This is a genomic window from Kitasatospora sp. NPDC041988, from assembly GCF_055588525.1.
Map to the genome: position 1 here is coordinate 287,091 of NZ_JBVJCO010000001.1, position 14,315 is coordinate 301,405.

Below are 14,315 nucleotides of genomic sequence, written 5' to 3' on the forward strand. Positions count from 1 at the left end.
GGTGTACCTCTCCCACCCCCCCCCCCCCCCACCCCCCCCCCTCCCCCCCCCCCCCCCCCCTCCCCTCCGTCCCCCCCCCCCCCCCCCCCCCCCCCCCCCCCCCCCCCCCCCCCGGCCCCGTCCCGGGCGGCCCGTCCGGCCCTCGTCCCGGCGCGCCCGCGGCCTCGGGGCCCGGGCCGCATTCGTCAGCGTCGATCGGGGTGTGGACGGGGTGCTTCCGCACCTGGTGGTCCTGCCGACGGTGCGGGTGCTGCACCCTGCCCAGGACCCGTGTTCGCCGCCGTCCGGACCCCCCGCTGACTGCCGCTGTTGCACCAGGACGTCCTCCTTCACAGCGGGGTGAGGATGTCCTGGTGTGCCCCGTCGAGGACGAAGCCGTTGTCCAGCCGGACCCGGACCGTCACCCGGGTCCCCCGCTCCTGGTGCGCGGCCCACTCCGGCTCCAGCACGGCGATCTCCGCCTCCAGTCGCTCCCGGCTCGCCACCGGCATGGTGTGCCCGTAGTCCTCGAACAGTGCTTTGAGTCGCTGGTACTCGCGGGTCTCCTCGCTCTCCGGGAGTTCCCCGTCCACCCGCTCGACGGTGCCCTCGGTCCCGGCTCTCAGTGAGAGAAATCCGACGACGGCCCCAGGCTCCCCGGCGAGGGCGTCACCGATCCCGAGGTCCTCGGCCAGCCTGACGCGCCGGCCTTTCTCCAGACTCATCCGTCCTCTGCCTTTCCATCGATCGTGCCGCCGGCGCAGCCGGTCTGCGGCCCCGCCATTATCCGCCGTCCGGGGACCGATGCCGGGCGCTCGGTGACGGGTCTCGCCGTCTCCGGCCCGGCGGTCGCCCGCGAAGGTGAAACCGCGTGTCAGCACGCGGCGAGTGCCGACCCGTTCGAGTGCGTCGGCGATCGGGTCGCCCCACCTCGGCGGGCGCGGGGGTGGCGCGGGCAGAGCGTCCATGGCGGGACTCTCGCACAAGTTGCGCGGACGGAAAGGCATTCACATGACGTAGGCAGTCCGTTGCGATGCGTAGTGGTGCGCATGCGCACACTCTGCCTTGCGGCCCGAGCCCGGCCGACGACCGGCGGCCGGCCGACGAGTTTCCAGGAGGTTGCTTCCATGGGCGGATTCCAGGACCGCGACAAGTTCCACCCGGACGAGGTCGTGCTGTCGGCGGCGGAGCAGCACGTCATCGCCGAGCTCGCGAAGGACGGCGAGACCGACCCGGGCGAGTCCGCCGACGAGCGCTGACGCAGTCCGAAGGCAGTAGCAGAGGGCGCGGGCCGCGGCGGTCGTACGTGATCCGCCGCGGCCAGCGCCCCGCCCCAGCAGACGGGACGGCCGTGACCACCACCACGCACACCGCACCTCCCCAGTCCGGGGAACGCAGCCTCGCCCCGAACGAGGCGTTCGGAAGGGCCGTAGCCGCGGTCGCAGCCCTGGGGTTGGAGGCCGACCTGGCGCCGATCCTCGACGGCAGCCCCGGGACGTGGCGGTGCGTCCTCGGCCGCGACGGCGTGCCGATCCGCACCGGGCTGGGACTGGGCAAGGGTAGCCGGGACGAGGCGCGGACGGGCGCGCTGTTCGAGGCGCTGGAGCACTACCTGAGTGGGGTGGACGGACTGGCCGGCTCGCAGATCCGGCTGGCCGCCGCCCACGGCGTCGCCGGCGGCCCGCTCGCGCCGGACGTCGCCGACCGATCGGAGGATCCCCTGCGTCCAGGCTCGCCGCATTCCCCCGGCCGGGCCGACCTGCCGGGTTCATCGTGCATGATGGACGCCGCCCTCACCCCGACCGGCCCGGCCCGCCCCGGCCCGAGGCCATCTCCCCCCGGAGCGCCTACCCCATGAACACCTCCCGCCTGCTCGGCCGGGCCGCCACCGTCACGGCGGTCGTGGCCGGATCCCTCGTGCTGGCCGTGCCGGCCTTCGCCCACGTGGAGGTCGAGTCCGAGACCGCCCAGGCGCTGGCGACCAACGCCACCGTCACCTTCACCGCCGAGGCCGAGTCGACCACCGCGGGCCTCGTCAAGTTCCAGGTCGTCCTGCCCGAGGGCATCGCCCCCTCCGACGTGGCCCTGGCCGACGCCCCGTCCGGCTGGACCCTCGCCGCCACCGCCGACGGCTACACGGTCGGCGGCACCGCGCTCGCCCCGGGCAAGGACGCCGTCTACAAGATCACCATCAAGCAACTGCCCAACGCCAAGGAGCTGGTCTTCAAGACCCTGGAGACCTACAGCGACGGGCGCATCGACCGCTGGATCGAGCTCCCCAAGGACGGCACCGAGCCCGAGCACCCCGCGCCCACCCTCAAGCTTGCCGCCGCCGCGCCCGGAGCGACCCCGATCGGTACTCCGTCCGCCACGCCCACCAGCGCCACGCCGTCCGCGTCCGCCACCGCCACCGCCTCGGCGCCGGCCATCATCCCGTCGGCGCAGGCCACCGCGTCGGGCGCCCCGAGCGTGACGGCCTCGCCCAGCACGGCGGCGACGGCATCGAGCAGCGACTCCTCGTCCGCCGCCCCGATCGCCATCGGTGCCGCCGTGGTGGTCGTGCTCGCCGCGGGCGGCGCCTGGTGGTGGCGCCGCAAGGGCACCGGCGCCCGCTGACGGTCCGCAGCCGCCGCAGTGCCCGGTCCTCGTGGCGCGAGGGCCGGGTACTGCGGCATCAGTGGCAGGTCTCCGTCAGCCGACGTACAGGGTGAGTTCGGCGGTGTGCAGATGCCCTGCGGTCTGGACCCGGAGGTAGACCCGCCAGCCGCCCGGCTCGGCGAGCAGGGCCTGTGGGCCCGCCGTGGTCACCGTTCACCGGGTTCGCCGGGTGGAGGTGGGCCAGTGCCTGGTCGCCTTCGTCGAAGGCACTGAGGTGGGCGTATGTGAGGATGCCCAGAGCCCAAAGGGTGTGGCGACACATCGCGCCCGGGCGGCGATCGCCGGCGAGAGGCCATCAGGGCCACGCCGAGGGGGCGCATCAACACCCGGCGGGACGGCAGCTCAACCTCGGCCGGTAAGCCCGCCGACAGGGGAGGGGCCGAAGCGTGCCTGCTCAGTCCACAATCGGCTCCCGGAGCTCGATCCAGCGGAGGGCGGAAGCCAGCGCGGCGTCACGCGGGCCCGGTCTGGCCTGGCACAGGACGATGAGCTCCTGCCCAGGGACGACGTAGGGCGCGGGGGCGCGGGTGGTGTTCCGCCCGCGGTGCCGCCGGCGCTGCCGCCCGCGATGCCGCCGGCGCTGCGTCAGAGATCGGTCAGCTCGCCCAGTCCCAGGGTGCGCAGGGTGTGGTTGGCCATCTGGAGATGGCCGGCCGCGTTGGGATGCGCCGGGTCGTCGAGCCAAGCGATCGGGTCGCCGTCGGGGAACTGGGCCAGCCAGTGTTCCTCGTGGTCCACCAGGAGCAAGTCCATCTCGTGGGCAATCTCCCGGACGGCCTGGCAGTAGGCGGGCAGTTCGGGACGGGCGACCCGGCCCGTCGGACTTGTCGGGACGGGCGTGTGGAGGACGATCTGGGCACCTTCGGAACGGGTGATTATTTCCCGCATGTCGGTGCGGAATGTGTCAAGTCCGGCGAGGCCGGCGCGCGCGTCGTTGGTGCCCAGCGAGATCGACAGTACGTCCGGGTTGAACCGGCCGATCAGGTGGTCGTACGACCCGAGGACGTCGCCGGCTCGCCAGGCGGAGACCCCAGTGTTGACGACGACGTCTGTGAGCCGGCCCAGCTGCCAGCCGATCCGCTCGTTGACGTGCTCGACCCAGCCCCGCGCCCCGTGGGTGTGCAGGGCGGCCTGGGTGATGCTGTCCCCCGCCGCCACCCAGGTCATCGGCGTCGCCGACAGTTCGATCATTTGAACTTCCCCCAACTCGTCCGATCCCCATGGCACGGTCCAGCCGTGCGCACCGACGCTATTCGATCATGAGTCGCTGGGTCGGCTCTGCGGCAGCCCCACCGCCAGGGCCTTCGATGTCTCCTGGAGCAGAGACGGTCCGGTTGGCTGGCCATGATCCGCGAGGCCCGCTACGCGGTTCGCACGGGTGTGGAGGCCACGATCCACCAGCCCGTCGCGGCACCTGGCCGGAAGCGACATCCAGCGGATCGGCCGGACGCTGAACACCTACGACCCGTACAACCTGTCCCACCCCGCCCAGTACCTCGGCGGCCTCTCCACCACCACCGCAGGCCTGATCCAGGCCGGCGACCACCCCGTCGGGCCGCGAAGGAGGCAGCGGACAGCGCAGCCAAGGAGGCGGCGGATCGGCCGGCCCACGCAGGTCGGCGGCGGTGCCGAGATGCTGCTGTGGATCAAGGCGCCCGGCGAGTCCGACGGCAACTGCGGTGTCGGCGCCGGAGCGACCGCCGGACAGTTCCTGCCCGAGGTCGCCTACAAGATGATCTACGGCTACTGACGTGGAGCGACGCCGGCCCCGTCCGGGGCCGGCCCCGGGGCAGCGGTCAAGGCCGGCTCCGGGGCCGGTCGTGGAACCCCGCGTGGCGGCTGCCGGAGGGCTCGCCGCCCGGCACCCGCCACGTCCGCTCCGGTCCCCGCGGCGGCCCTATCCGCCGACCGGCGGGTGCAGCTCACCGCTCCGGGCCACCCCGGCGTACCAGCAGGCGCTGGACTTCGGAGTGCGGGCCTGGGTGGCGTAGTCGACGTGGACCAGTCCGAAGCGCTTCTCGTAGCCGTACGCCCACTCGAAGTTGTCCAGCAGGGACCAGGCGAAGTAGCCGCGCACGTCCGCCCCGTCGGCTGCCGCCCGGTGGATCGCCGCCAGGTGGGCGTGGAGGTAGGCGGCGCGTTCCGGGTCGTCGACCCCGCCGTCCTTGCCGACCTTGTCGTGGTAGGCCGCGCCGTTCTCGGTGACCATCAGCGGCAGGTCCGGGTGGCGTCGGGCGAGGCCGGTCAGCAGCTGGTGCAGGCCCGTGGGGTCGACGGCCCAGCCCATCGCGGTCCGCTCGCCGGGTGCCGGGTGGAAGCCGACCCGGTCCGCTCCCGGCCAGGGAGAGGCCGTGCCGCCGCCGTGGCCGTCCTCCCGGGCGGGGGCGGCGCCCTCGGCCGTCGCCGAGACGACGGTGGGCGTGTAGTAATTGACGCCCAGCCAGTCCAGCGGCTGGTGGATCTGCTTGGGGTCCCCGGGGCGGACGAAGGCCCAGTCGGTGAGGTGGGCCGTGTCGGCCAGCAGGTCCTCCGGGTAGGCGCCCTCCAGGATCGGGCCGAGGAAGACCCGGTTGCCGACGGCGTCGATCCGGCGCACGGCGTCCTGGTCGGCGGCGGACGGGGTGAAGGGGCGCAGTGCGTGCAGGTTGAGCGAGACCGACAGCTGTGCGGTGGCGGGCAGCAGGTCGCGCAGCGCCGTGATGGCCAGGCCGTGGCCGAGGTTGAGGTGGTGGGCGGCCCGGAGCGCGGCCACCGGGTCGGTGCGGCCCGGGGCGTGGACGCCGGAGCCGTAGCCGAGGAAGGCGCTGCACCAGGGCTCGTTGAGGGTGGTCCAGTGGCCGATCCGGTCGCCGAGGGTCTCGCCCACCAGCGCGGCGTAGTCGGCGAAGCGCTCGGCGGTCACGCGCTCGGGCCACCCGCCGGCGGACTCCAGCTCCTGGGGGAGGTCCCAGTGGTAGAGCGTGGCGACAGGGGTGATGCCGTGGGAGAGCAGCTCGTCGGCGAGGCGGCGGTAGAAGTCCAGGCCCTGCTGGACGGCCGGGCCGTGGCCGGTGGGCTGGACGCGGGGCCAGGAGACCGAGAAGCGGTAGGCGGTCAGCCCGAGCTCGGCCATCAGCCGGACGTCCTCGCGGAAGCGGTGGTAGTGGTCGACGGCGATCTCGCCGTTGTGACCCTGGAAGACCTTGCCGGGGGTGCGGCAGAAGGTGTCCCAGATCGAGGGGGTGCGGCCGTCCTCGGCGGTGGCGCCCTCCACCTGGTAGGCGGAGGTGGCCGCGCCCCAGAGGAAGCCGGTCGGGAACCGGGGCGGTGCGGCGGTGGCGGTGGGGAGGGGACGGGCGGGGGGAACGGGCACGGGCTGCTCCCGACGGTGAGGAGGTGTCGTTTTCGGAGGGGGCGATCAGTTCTTGACGGCGCCGGCGGTGATGCCGCCCACGATGTGCTTACCCAGCACCGCGAAGACCAGCAGCAGCGGCACCGTGGAGATGAGCGCGCCGGTCAGCACGATCGCCTGGTCGACGCTGTGGTTGCCCGACCCGAGGCCGGCGAGCGCGACCTGGAGGGTGGGGTTGCCGTCCGGGGTGAGGGCGATGAAGGGCCAGAAGAAGTCGTTCCAGGCCTGGACGAAGACCAGCATGCCGAGGACGGCCATGGCGGGCCGCGCCACCGGGAAGACCACGTGCCAGACGATCCGCAGACTGTGCGCGCCGTCCACCCGGGCGGCCTCGACCAGCTCCACCGGCAGGGCTTCGACCAGGTACTGCCGCATGAAGAAGACACCGAACGCGGCGACCAGCGAAGGCAGCACCACCGACTGGAGCTGATCCACCCAGCCCAGGTCCGTGATGATCCGGTAGAGCGGGATGACGCTGAGCTGCGGCGGGACGGTCATGGTGGCGACGACGAGGGCGAGCAGCACGTTGCGGCCCCGGAAGGGCAGCTTGGCGAAGGCGAACCCGGCCAGGGTGGCGAACAGCACGGTGGACAGCGCCACCAGGCCGGCCACCACCGTGGTGTTGACCAGCGCGCGGCCCATGTCGACCTGGTTCCAGGCGAAGGCCAGGTTGTCCAGCAGCCGGCTGCCCGGAAGCAGCGGCGCCGGGGCCTCGACCACCCGATCGCCCGAGTGCGAGGCGGCGACCAGGTTCCAGTACAGCGGGAAGAGCGACACCAGGGCGGCGAGCCCGAGCAGGACGTAGGTCAGCGGGCCGGCGTGGTGCTGACGCCCGGCGGACGGTCGCCGGCGGGTGCGGAGTACGGAGGTGGTGCGCACGGGCTCAGCCCCTCCTTCGGCGGGCGCGGACGACGATCGCCTGCACGGCCCCCGCGGACAGGAGGAGCAACAGCATCACCCAGGCGATCGCGGAGGCCTGGCCGAGCGCCCCGGTCACCCAGCCCTTCTCGTACATCAGCAGGCTGAGCGTCTGGAACTGGTTGCCGCTGCCACCGCTGACCCCCAGGCTTCCGCCGAACAGCATGGGCTCGCCGAAGAGCTGGGTGGCGCCGATGGTGGACACCACGATGGTGAACAGGATGGTCGGGCGGATCGACGGGATGGTGACGCTGAGGAACTGCCGGGCCCTGGAGGCTCCGTCGAGCGCCGCCGCCTCGTACAGGTCCGGTGGGACGGCCTGCATCGCGGCGAGGTAGATCAGCGCGTTGTAGCCCGTCCAGCGCCAGGTGACGATCGCCGAAATGGCGATCTGCGCGGGCCACTTGGAGGACTCCCAGTCCACCGGGTGGAAGCCGACCCAGCCGATCACGGTGTTGATCAGCCCGTAGTCGCTGTTGAACAGCTGGGCGAAGACCAGCGTGGCGGCGGCGATCGAGGTCGCGTACGGCGCGAGCACCGCGACCCGCAGGAAACCCCGTCCGCGCATCCGGTAGTTGAGCAGATGGGCCAGGCCCAGGGCCAGCAGCAGCTGCGGCACGGTGGAGACCACGCCGATGGTGAAGGTGTTGCCGAGGGCGTTCCAGAAGAAGTCGCTGTCCCACAGGTCGGTGTAGTTGCGCAGGCCGAGCCACCGGGCCTCGCCGCCGAGCTCGACCCGGTGCAGGGAGAGCCAGCCGGTGTAGACCAACGGGAAGAGGCCGAAGGCCGCGAAGCAGAGGAAGAACGGTGCGACGAACGCGTACGGCGCGGCCCGGACGTCCCAGCGGTACAGTCTGCTGCGCCAACGTGGCCTGATCGATGGGGCGTTGGAGGCGATGAGGTCCACCGTGACTACTTCTGGATCTTGTCGTCGATCAGCTTGTTGACATTGCTCCACGCCTGGGCGGGATCGGTGCCGCGCTGCTCGATGTCGAGGATGCCGTTGTCGGTGATGAAGGTCTTCACCTGGCCGTCCCAGCGGCTGATCGGTACGGCCTTGATGCCGGCGGCGGCCTCCGAGTAGATCCGGCCGACCGGGGTGTCGCCGAAGAACGGCAGGGTGGCGTCCCGGACGGCGGGGGAGGAGAGGGTCTCCTTGGTGGAGGGGATGTTGCCGTTGACGGCGAAGACCTTCGCGTGCTGGGCGGGAGCGGTCAGCCAGGCCGCGAGCTCGGCGGCCTCCTTGACGTGCGCGCCGGACTTCGGGACGGCGAGGAAGGAGCCGCCCCAGTTGCCCGCGACCGGGGCCGGGGCGATGTCCCACTTGCCCTGGTTCTCCGTGCCGGCCTGGTCCTTGATGATCCCGGTCATCCAGCTCGGGCAGGCGACGGTGGCGAACCTGTTGTTCTTGAAGCCCGCGTTCCAGGTGCCCTTCTCGTCGAACTGCCGCAGTTTGGCGGTGATTCCGCCGGTGGCGGCGGTGGTGGCGATGGACCAGGCCTTCTTCACGCCGGGACTGTTCCGGTAGTCCAACCCGCCCTTGGCGTCGGCGTACTGGATCGGCTCACTGGCGACGACGGCGTTGAACAGTCCGCTGGCGGAGTCGTGGAAGGCGGTGCCCTCGGGCGCCTTCGCCTGGTAGCCGCGACCGGCTTCGAGGAACTTTTCCCAGCTGCCGGCCCAGAGCGCGCCGACCTGGGCGCGGTCGGTCGGCAGCCCGGCCTTGGCGAAGAGGTCCTTGTTGTAGCAGATCGCCATCGGGCCGATGTCGGTGCCGAGACCGATCACCTTGCCGTCCGCCGTGGTGGCCTGTTTGGTCTTCCAGTCCAGGTAGGCGCCGAGGTCCGCGCCGCCCGTGCTGCCGAGGTCCACCCACTTGGCCGCCAGGCCGGGCCCGGTGGCCTCGGCGACGTAGCCGACCTCGACGGCCTGGATGTCGGCGAGGCCGCTGTCCCGGGAGAGCCGCAGCTTGAGCGTGTCCCAGTACTTCTGGCCGTCGGCCACGTTGGACTCGACGATCTTGATGCCGGGGTGCAGCTTCTCGTACTCGGCGTAGAGCTTGGCGCCGGTGTCGTTGTCGTAGCCGAAGGAGCCGAAGGTGCCGATCCGCAGGGTGACGGTGCCGCTCGCGCCGTCGGCCTTGGTGCCGCTGCCGCCGCTGCTGCAGGCGGCCAGCAGGGCGGTGCTCGCGGCCAGGGCGGTGAGCGCGGTGAGGCGTCGGCCTCTGGCGGTGATGGTGGCGGTGGTGCGCATTCCACTCTCCTCGTCCGGGGGTGGTGTGGGGCTCGCGGGTGGTGGCCCTCGGAAGCGTGGGAGCGCTCCCACGTCGTAGTCGGAAGGTTCCTGCCTCAGCCGATCCGGTGTCAAGAGATGAAGCCGAATTGCCCTTCGGCGCACCGCCGTTGGCGTGCCATCGCCATTTCCTGAACGCGGCCGTGGCGGCGCCGCACTCCGGTGACCTACGATCCTCTGCCAAGCGCCCCTGCCGGGGATGCGAGACCGAAGGCGGCGACGGAAGGCGCGTGGGCAGTGAGCGGACGGCAGACCGGAAGGCCGACCCTGGAGCAGGTCGCGGCCCGGGCCGGGGTCGGGCGCGGCACGGTGTCCCGGGTGATCAACGGCTCGTCGCGGGTGAGCGAACAGGCGAAGGAGGCGGTCGGCCGGGCCATCGCGGAGCTCGGCTACGTGCCCGACCGGGCGGCCCGGGCGCTGGCCGGAAGTCGGACGGACGCGGTCGCGCTGGTGGTGCCGGAGACCGAGGCCCGGCTGTTCGCGGAGCCGTACTTCCTGGACATCATCCGCGGGGTGAGCGCCGAACTCGGCACGGCGGACAAGCAGTTGCTGCTCACGCTGATCCGCACCGAGCAGGAGCGGCAGCGCTTCGAGCAGTACCTCGCCGCACAGCGGGTGGACGGCGTGCTGCTGGTCTCGGTCCACCGGGACGACCCGCTGCCCGACCAGGTGCGCGCGCTGGGCCTGCCGGTCGTCTTGAACGGGCGCCGTTCGCCGCAGGAGTTGGTGGCGTACGTGGACTCCGACAACGTGGGGGCCGGCCGCTCGGCGGTGCAGCACCTGGCCGGGCGCGGCCGACGTCGCATCGCCACCATCACCGGCCCGCCGGACATGGACGCCGCGCACGGTCGGTTGGCCGGCTACCGCCAGGGGCTGGCGGCGGCCGGCCTGCCGGCGGACGAACACCTCGTCGCCACCGGGGACTTCACGGAGGACGGCGGCCGGCGGGCGATGCGGGAGCTGTTGGAACGCTGCCCCGATGTGGACGCGGTGTTCGCCGCCTCCGACCTGATGGCGGTCGGGGCCCTCGCCGTCCTGCGGGCCAGGGGACTGGACGTGCCCGGTGACGTGGCGCTGGTGGGCGTCGACGACTCGCCGGTGGCCCGCCACCTCGACCCGCCGCTGACCACCGTCCGCCAGCCGATCGAGGAGATGGGTCGCACGATGGCCGGCCTCCTGTTGCGGCAGATCGCGGGCGAGGCCGCGGAGCCGTCCCGCCTGGTGCTGCCGACGGAGCTGGTGGTGCGGGAGTCCTCCTGAACCGCCGGCCGTCCGGAGCTCTGCGGGGCTCCGGACGGCCGGGGTGTTCAACGCCGCGTCACAGCGCCGGATAGGCGTTCTTCAGCAGCTCCCGGAACTGGGCGGAGAACCAGTCGCCGGACAGCGGCGCGTCCGGCAGCGCACCGGACATGTGGTTGTTGTTCCTCGGGTTGCCGGTGTAGGCCGGGTCGCACATCCCGTCGACGCCCTTGCCGTCGTTGTTCGGGAGCGGCTTGCCGGCCCCGTCCGACTCGCCCGGCGGCTTCATCCAGACGTAGGCGTCGATCCCCGGCGTCGGGGCCGCCTGCGGCCGTTCGCCGAGGCCCGCGCCGGCCTGGTTGCACCAGTTCCCGGTGTTCAGTCGCCGGTCGTAGCGCCCGCCGTCGACATAGGCGTCGACGCTCGTCCGCGGCCCGGGCCCGGCCGGCCGGGCGGCACCGCCCCAGCCGTTGCGCGAGGTGTCGATCAGCATGCCGAGCTTGGGGTCGAAGCCCAGCGAGACCAGCTTGGTCCGCAGCCCCTGCGCGTAGGAGAGTTCGTCGACGTACCGGTTCCAGTCCACCCAGGCGGACTGGCGGACGGAGGCGCCGTTGACGCTGTCGTCGATGGTGAAGTTGCTCTCCTTGAGCGCGCTGTAGTTCGCGGTGTTGACGATGAAGCCGTGGACGTTGGCGAGGGTGGAGCCCTCGGAGGTCGCCGCCTGCTTGAACAGCTCGGCGGACGGGCCGAGGTTGTCGTCCCAGCCGAGCCAGCCGTGGTGGCCCGCGTCGGCGTAGTTGTACACGTTGGGGACGGCGCCGAGCTTCTTGAGCGCGTAGCCGATGCCCTTGATGTAGTTGCCGTTGGCCTTCATCACGTCGCAGGCGGCGGTGGCGGTGGCGCGCGGCGTGGTGTTGGTGACCAGGTTCGGCAGCGAGTCGAGCTCGACCGTGGTGACGATCCGCAGGCCGGCGTACTTGGGGTCGGCGAGGATGGCCGCGATCGGGTCGATGAACTCCGTCCGGTACCGGTCGATCTCGGTCGGGCCGAGTTCGCCGTTGGAGGAGAGGGCGGCGCAGTCCCGGCCGGGCAGGTCGTAGACCACCAGTTGGACGACGAGTTCGCCGCTGCCCTTCTGGCGCAGCGCCTCGTCGAGGTGGGCGCGCAGTCCCATCTTGCCGTTGGCGCCGGCGATCGCGGCGATCCGGTCCAGCCAGACGCCGGTGGGCTGGTTGGCGACCTTGGCGCCGCCGGGTTCGGCGGCGGCGTTCGCGGACCACTCGGGGTTCACATAGACCTTCGCGCCGACGTACGGGTTGTCGACGCGGTTGCCGGGCGGGGTGGTGGGCGTACCGGTCGGGGTGCTGGTCGGGGTACCCGTGGGGGTGGGGGTGGGGCTCGTGGTGGAGCCGTTGCAGAGCACCCCGTTGAGCTTGAAGGCGGTGGGAACCGGATTGGTGCCGCCGTAGGAGCCGTTGAAGCCGAAGGAGGTGGAACCGCCGGTCGCCAGGCTGCCGTTGTACGAGACGTTCCGGGCGGTGACGGCGGCCCCGGACTGGGTGATGGTCGCGTTCCAGCCCTGGGTGACCTGCTGGTTGCCGGCGAAGGTCCACTCCAGGGTCCAGGAGCTCAGCGGGTCGCCGGTGTTGGTGACGGCGACGTTGGCGCCGAAGCCGGTGTCCCACTGGTTGGTGACCTGGTAGTCGACCCGGCAGCCGGCCGCGGCGGCGCCCGCCGAGGTGGACAGCACGGTGGCGGTGGCGCCGGTCGCGGTGAGCAGGCCGAGAGCGGTGAGCAGGGCGGTCCGCCTGCTGCGCAGTCGGCTGACGGTGGGTCGGGTGGGGGTGCTGGGGCTCATGGTGGGGTCCCTTTCAGTGTCCGTCGAGGGCGCGAAGGTGGTCGCGCAGTCCGAGGCCGAAGGCGGTGGGGGTGCCGTCGTAAGCGCTGATCAGGGCGGGACCGGAGGAGCAGTCCCAGGTGTTCCAGGTCCAGCCCAGGTACGAGAGCCCGCGGTCGTCGGACCACGTCATGACGCGGTCGACGAACGCGTGCCCACAGGTGTTCTCGCCGATCTCGCCCGCCACGAGCGGGGCGCGGGCGGCGACCGGGGCCAGGGTGGAGTTCCAGCAGGCTTCGTCGGCACAGGAGTTGAAGTTGTAGACGTGCCAGGCGGCGGCCAGATTGCCGGTCGGGTCCGAGGGTGCGTGGGCGAGCCAGCCGCTCAGGTCGTTCGCGTAGGCGACACCCGGGACCAGTACGACGTTGCGGGAGCCGGTGGCGCGGACGGCGTCCACGAGGTCCTGCATGCCGGCCACCTCGTACCCGATCCCCGGGCAGGTGCCGCCGTCCCGCCAGCAGGTCCAGGCCTGTTCGGCGGTGGCGGTCGCCCGGTCCGGGTAGGGCTCGTTGAACAGGTCGAAGACCACCCGGGTGTCGTCCTTGAAGGTGTTCGCCACCGAGGTCCAGAAGGCCGGCGCGTAACGGGCGTCCGGCATCGGCTTCTGGCAGGAGGCGTGCACGTCCGTGCAGCCCGCCGAGTTGCCGGTGTACTGGCCGTACGTCCAGTGGAGTTCGACCACGGGGGTCATGCCGTGCGCGAGGACGCGGGCCACCAGCTCCTTGACGGCGCCGACATAGGCGGCGCCCCGGTACTCGGGCCGGATGTTGTCCAGCCCGAGCCAGCACTCCTCGTTGAGCGTGATGCGGACGCTGTTGGCCTTCCAGTCCGCGATGGCCCGGACGGCGGTGTCGTCCACCGGGCCGTCGAAGATGCCGTGGCCCTGGACGCACATGAACTCGCCGCCGGAGCGGTTGACGCCGAGCAGGCGGCGGGTGGCGCCGCTCCGGTCGGTCAGCCGGTTGCCGCTGACGCCGAGCTCGGGTGCGCCGGCGGGCGGGGTGGGGGTGGAGGTCGGGGAACCGGTCGGGGTCGAGGTGGGGGTCGGGGTGGCGGTCGGGCTGGGGGACGGTCCCGAACCGGCCGAGCAGGGAAGGCCGTTGAGGGTGAACCCGGTCGGGTCGGGGTTGGCGTCGGACCAGGAGGCGATGATGCCGAGGGTGACGCTCGTGCCGGTCCCGAGCGAGCCGTTCCAGCTCTCGTTCGTGGCCGTGACATCGGTGCCGGACTGGGACCAGGTGGCGCCCCAGCCCTGGGTGAGGTGCTGGCCGCCGGTCAAGTGGAAGCCGAGGCTCCAACCATTGGTCGGCGCACCGTTGTTGGTGATGACGACGGAGGCCTGGAAGCCGCCGGCCCACTGGTTGACCGTGGAGTAGTCCACGGAGCAGCCGAGCGGAGCCGCGGTGCCCGGGCCGGCACCCGCCGCGGCGGAGACGGCGCTCACCAGGGCGAGGACCGCGCCGCCGAACAGCGCTGTGAGGGGTGGGGGATGTCGCATGAGCGACTCCTTGCAGCGAGGACGCGCCGCTCCCGGCGCGTCGACTGACGGAATCGCTCCCACTGGTGGGCACCGACCGTAGCGCCAACTGCCGCCAAGGAAAAGAGGAGTTGCAGGGATTGGTGAGCAGAGGTGTTCGACTCTTCAAGCCTCTTGACCGGCTCGCGGGGATCCCGCAGAGTGGGAGCGCTCCCACTGGTCAAGCACTGTCGTACAACGCCGTGCGGCTGCCCACACACGGTGAAACCGCAACCGGTCGTGGGCGGGCCACGGTGCCCGCGGATCCGGCGACCCGAGGGGAATCCCGGACCGTCCGCGTACCCGGAGGGTTGGCGGACGCACGCGCACGCGGGCGGGGGCGGGGGGGGGGGGGGGGGGGGGGGGGGGGGGGGGGGGGGGGGGGGGGGGGGGGGGGGGGGGGGGGGGGGGGGGGGGGGGAGGAG

At 72.3% G+C, this 14,315-nt stretch carries 12 protein-coding genes and 1 pseudogene; 5 read left to right on the top strand and 8 right to left on the bottom strand.

The features are described from left to right. Window positions 1-329: 329 nt before the first annotated feature. Complete coding sequence (locus tag ACZ6NC_RS01170; RefSeq protein ID WP_465727636.1) at window positions 330-704, bottom strand: hypothetical protein; 375 nt, start codon at window positions 702-704, stop codon at window positions 330-332. A 402-nt stretch (window positions 705-1,106) separates the two neighbouring features. Between ACZ6NC_RS01170 and ACZ6NC_RS01175 the strand changes: the two genes are divergently transcribed. From ACZ6NC_RS01175 to ACZ6NC_RS01185, 3 genes are all read left to right on the top strand, one after another. Continuing rightward, complete coding sequence (locus tag ACZ6NC_RS01175; protein ID WP_465727638.1) at window positions 1,107-1,238, top strand: hypothetical protein; 132 nt, start codon at window positions 1,107-1,109, stop codon at window positions 1,236-1,238. A gap of 92 nt (window positions 1,239-1,330) precedes the next feature. Beyond that, window positions 1,331-1,837 (top strand): hypothetical protein, encoded by a 507-nt coding sequence (locus ACZ6NC_RS01180; RefSeq protein WP_465727640.1) that lies wholly within the window; start codon window positions 1,331-1,333, stop codon window positions 1,835-1,837. After that, a complete protein-coding gene (locus ACZ6NC_RS01185; protein WP_465727642.1) occupies window positions 1,834-2,595 on the top strand; it encodes a DUF1775 domain-containing protein in 762 nt (253 codons plus the stop codon). Before ACZ6NC_RS01180 ends, ACZ6NC_RS01185 begins: the two co-directional genes overlap by 4 nt. Window positions 2,596-3,222: 627 nt before the next feature. Here the strand turns inward: ACZ6NC_RS01185 and ACZ6NC_RS01190 are convergent. Beyond that, a complete protein-coding gene (locus ACZ6NC_RS01190) occupies window positions 3,223-3,828 on the bottom strand; it encodes an SGNH/GDSL hydrolase family protein (RefSeq protein ID WP_465727644.1) in 606 nt (201 codons plus the stop codon). Between the two features lie 391 nt (window positions 3,829-4,219). Here ACZ6NC_RS01190 and ACZ6NC_RS01195 point away from each other — a divergent pair. Then, window positions 4,220-4,387, top strand: a pseudogene (locus ACZ6NC_RS01195) (glycoside hydrolase family 6 protein); the annotation flags it as partial. A 147-nt stretch (window positions 4,388-4,534) separates the two neighbouring features. Here the strand turns inward: ACZ6NC_RS01195 and ACZ6NC_RS01200 are convergent. Genes ACZ6NC_RS01200 through ACZ6NC_RS01215 form a run of 4 tightly spaced genes read right to left on the bottom strand, consistent with a single transcriptional unit; the run spans window position 4,535 to window position 9,199 of the window. Next, window positions 4,535-5,989, bottom strand: coding sequence for a GH1 family beta-glucosidase (locus ACZ6NC_RS01200; protein ID WP_465727646.1), 1,455 nt, complete (start codon window positions 5,987-5,989; stop codon window positions 4,535-4,537). Window positions 5,990-6,034: 45 nt separating this feature from the next. Next, the gene (locus ACZ6NC_RS01205; RefSeq protein WP_465727648.1) at window positions 6,035-6,907 is read right to left on the bottom strand and encodes a carbohydrate ABC transporter permease; all 873 of its coding nucleotides are present in this window, start codon (window positions 6,905-6,907) and stop codon (window positions 6,035-6,037) included. Between the two features lie 4 nt (window positions 6,908-6,911). Then, window positions 6,912-7,844 (bottom strand): carbohydrate ABC transporter permease, encoded by a 933-nt coding sequence (locus tag ACZ6NC_RS01210; RefSeq protein WP_465728299.1) that lies wholly within the window; start codon window positions 7,842-7,844, stop codon window positions 6,912-6,914. 14 nt (window positions 7,845-7,858) lie between these two features. After that, window positions 7,859-9,199 carry an ABC transporter substrate-binding protein gene (locus tag ACZ6NC_RS01215; protein WP_465727650.1) on the bottom strand — a complete coding sequence of 447 codons (1,341 nt, stop codon included), beginning with the start codon at window positions 9,197-9,199 and terminating at the stop codon, window positions 7,859-7,861. A gap of 276 nt (window positions 9,200-9,475) precedes the next feature. Here ACZ6NC_RS01215 and ACZ6NC_RS01220 point away from each other — a divergent pair, with 276 nt between their 5' ends. Continuing rightward, window positions 9,476-10,498, top strand: a complete 1,023-nt coding sequence (locus ACZ6NC_RS01220; RefSeq protein WP_465727652.1) for a LacI family DNA-binding transcriptional regulator — start codon at window positions 9,476-9,478, stop codon at window positions 10,496-10,498. 58 nt (window positions 10,499-10,556) lie between these two features. Here the strand turns inward: ACZ6NC_RS01220 and ACZ6NC_RS01225 are convergent, their stop codons facing one another. Beyond that, window positions 10,557-12,335, bottom strand: coding sequence for a glycoside hydrolase family 6 protein (locus ACZ6NC_RS01225; protein WP_465727654.1), 1,779 nt, complete (start codon window positions 12,333-12,335; stop codon window positions 10,557-10,559). Window positions 12,336-12,348: 13 nt separating this feature from the next. Beyond that, window positions 12,349-13,872, bottom strand: coding sequence for a cellulase family glycosylhydrolase (locus ACZ6NC_RS01230; RefSeq protein ID WP_465727656.1), 1,524 nt, complete (start codon window positions 13,870-13,872; stop codon window positions 12,349-12,351). Between the last annotated feature and the right edge of the window lie 443 nt (window positions 13,873-14,315).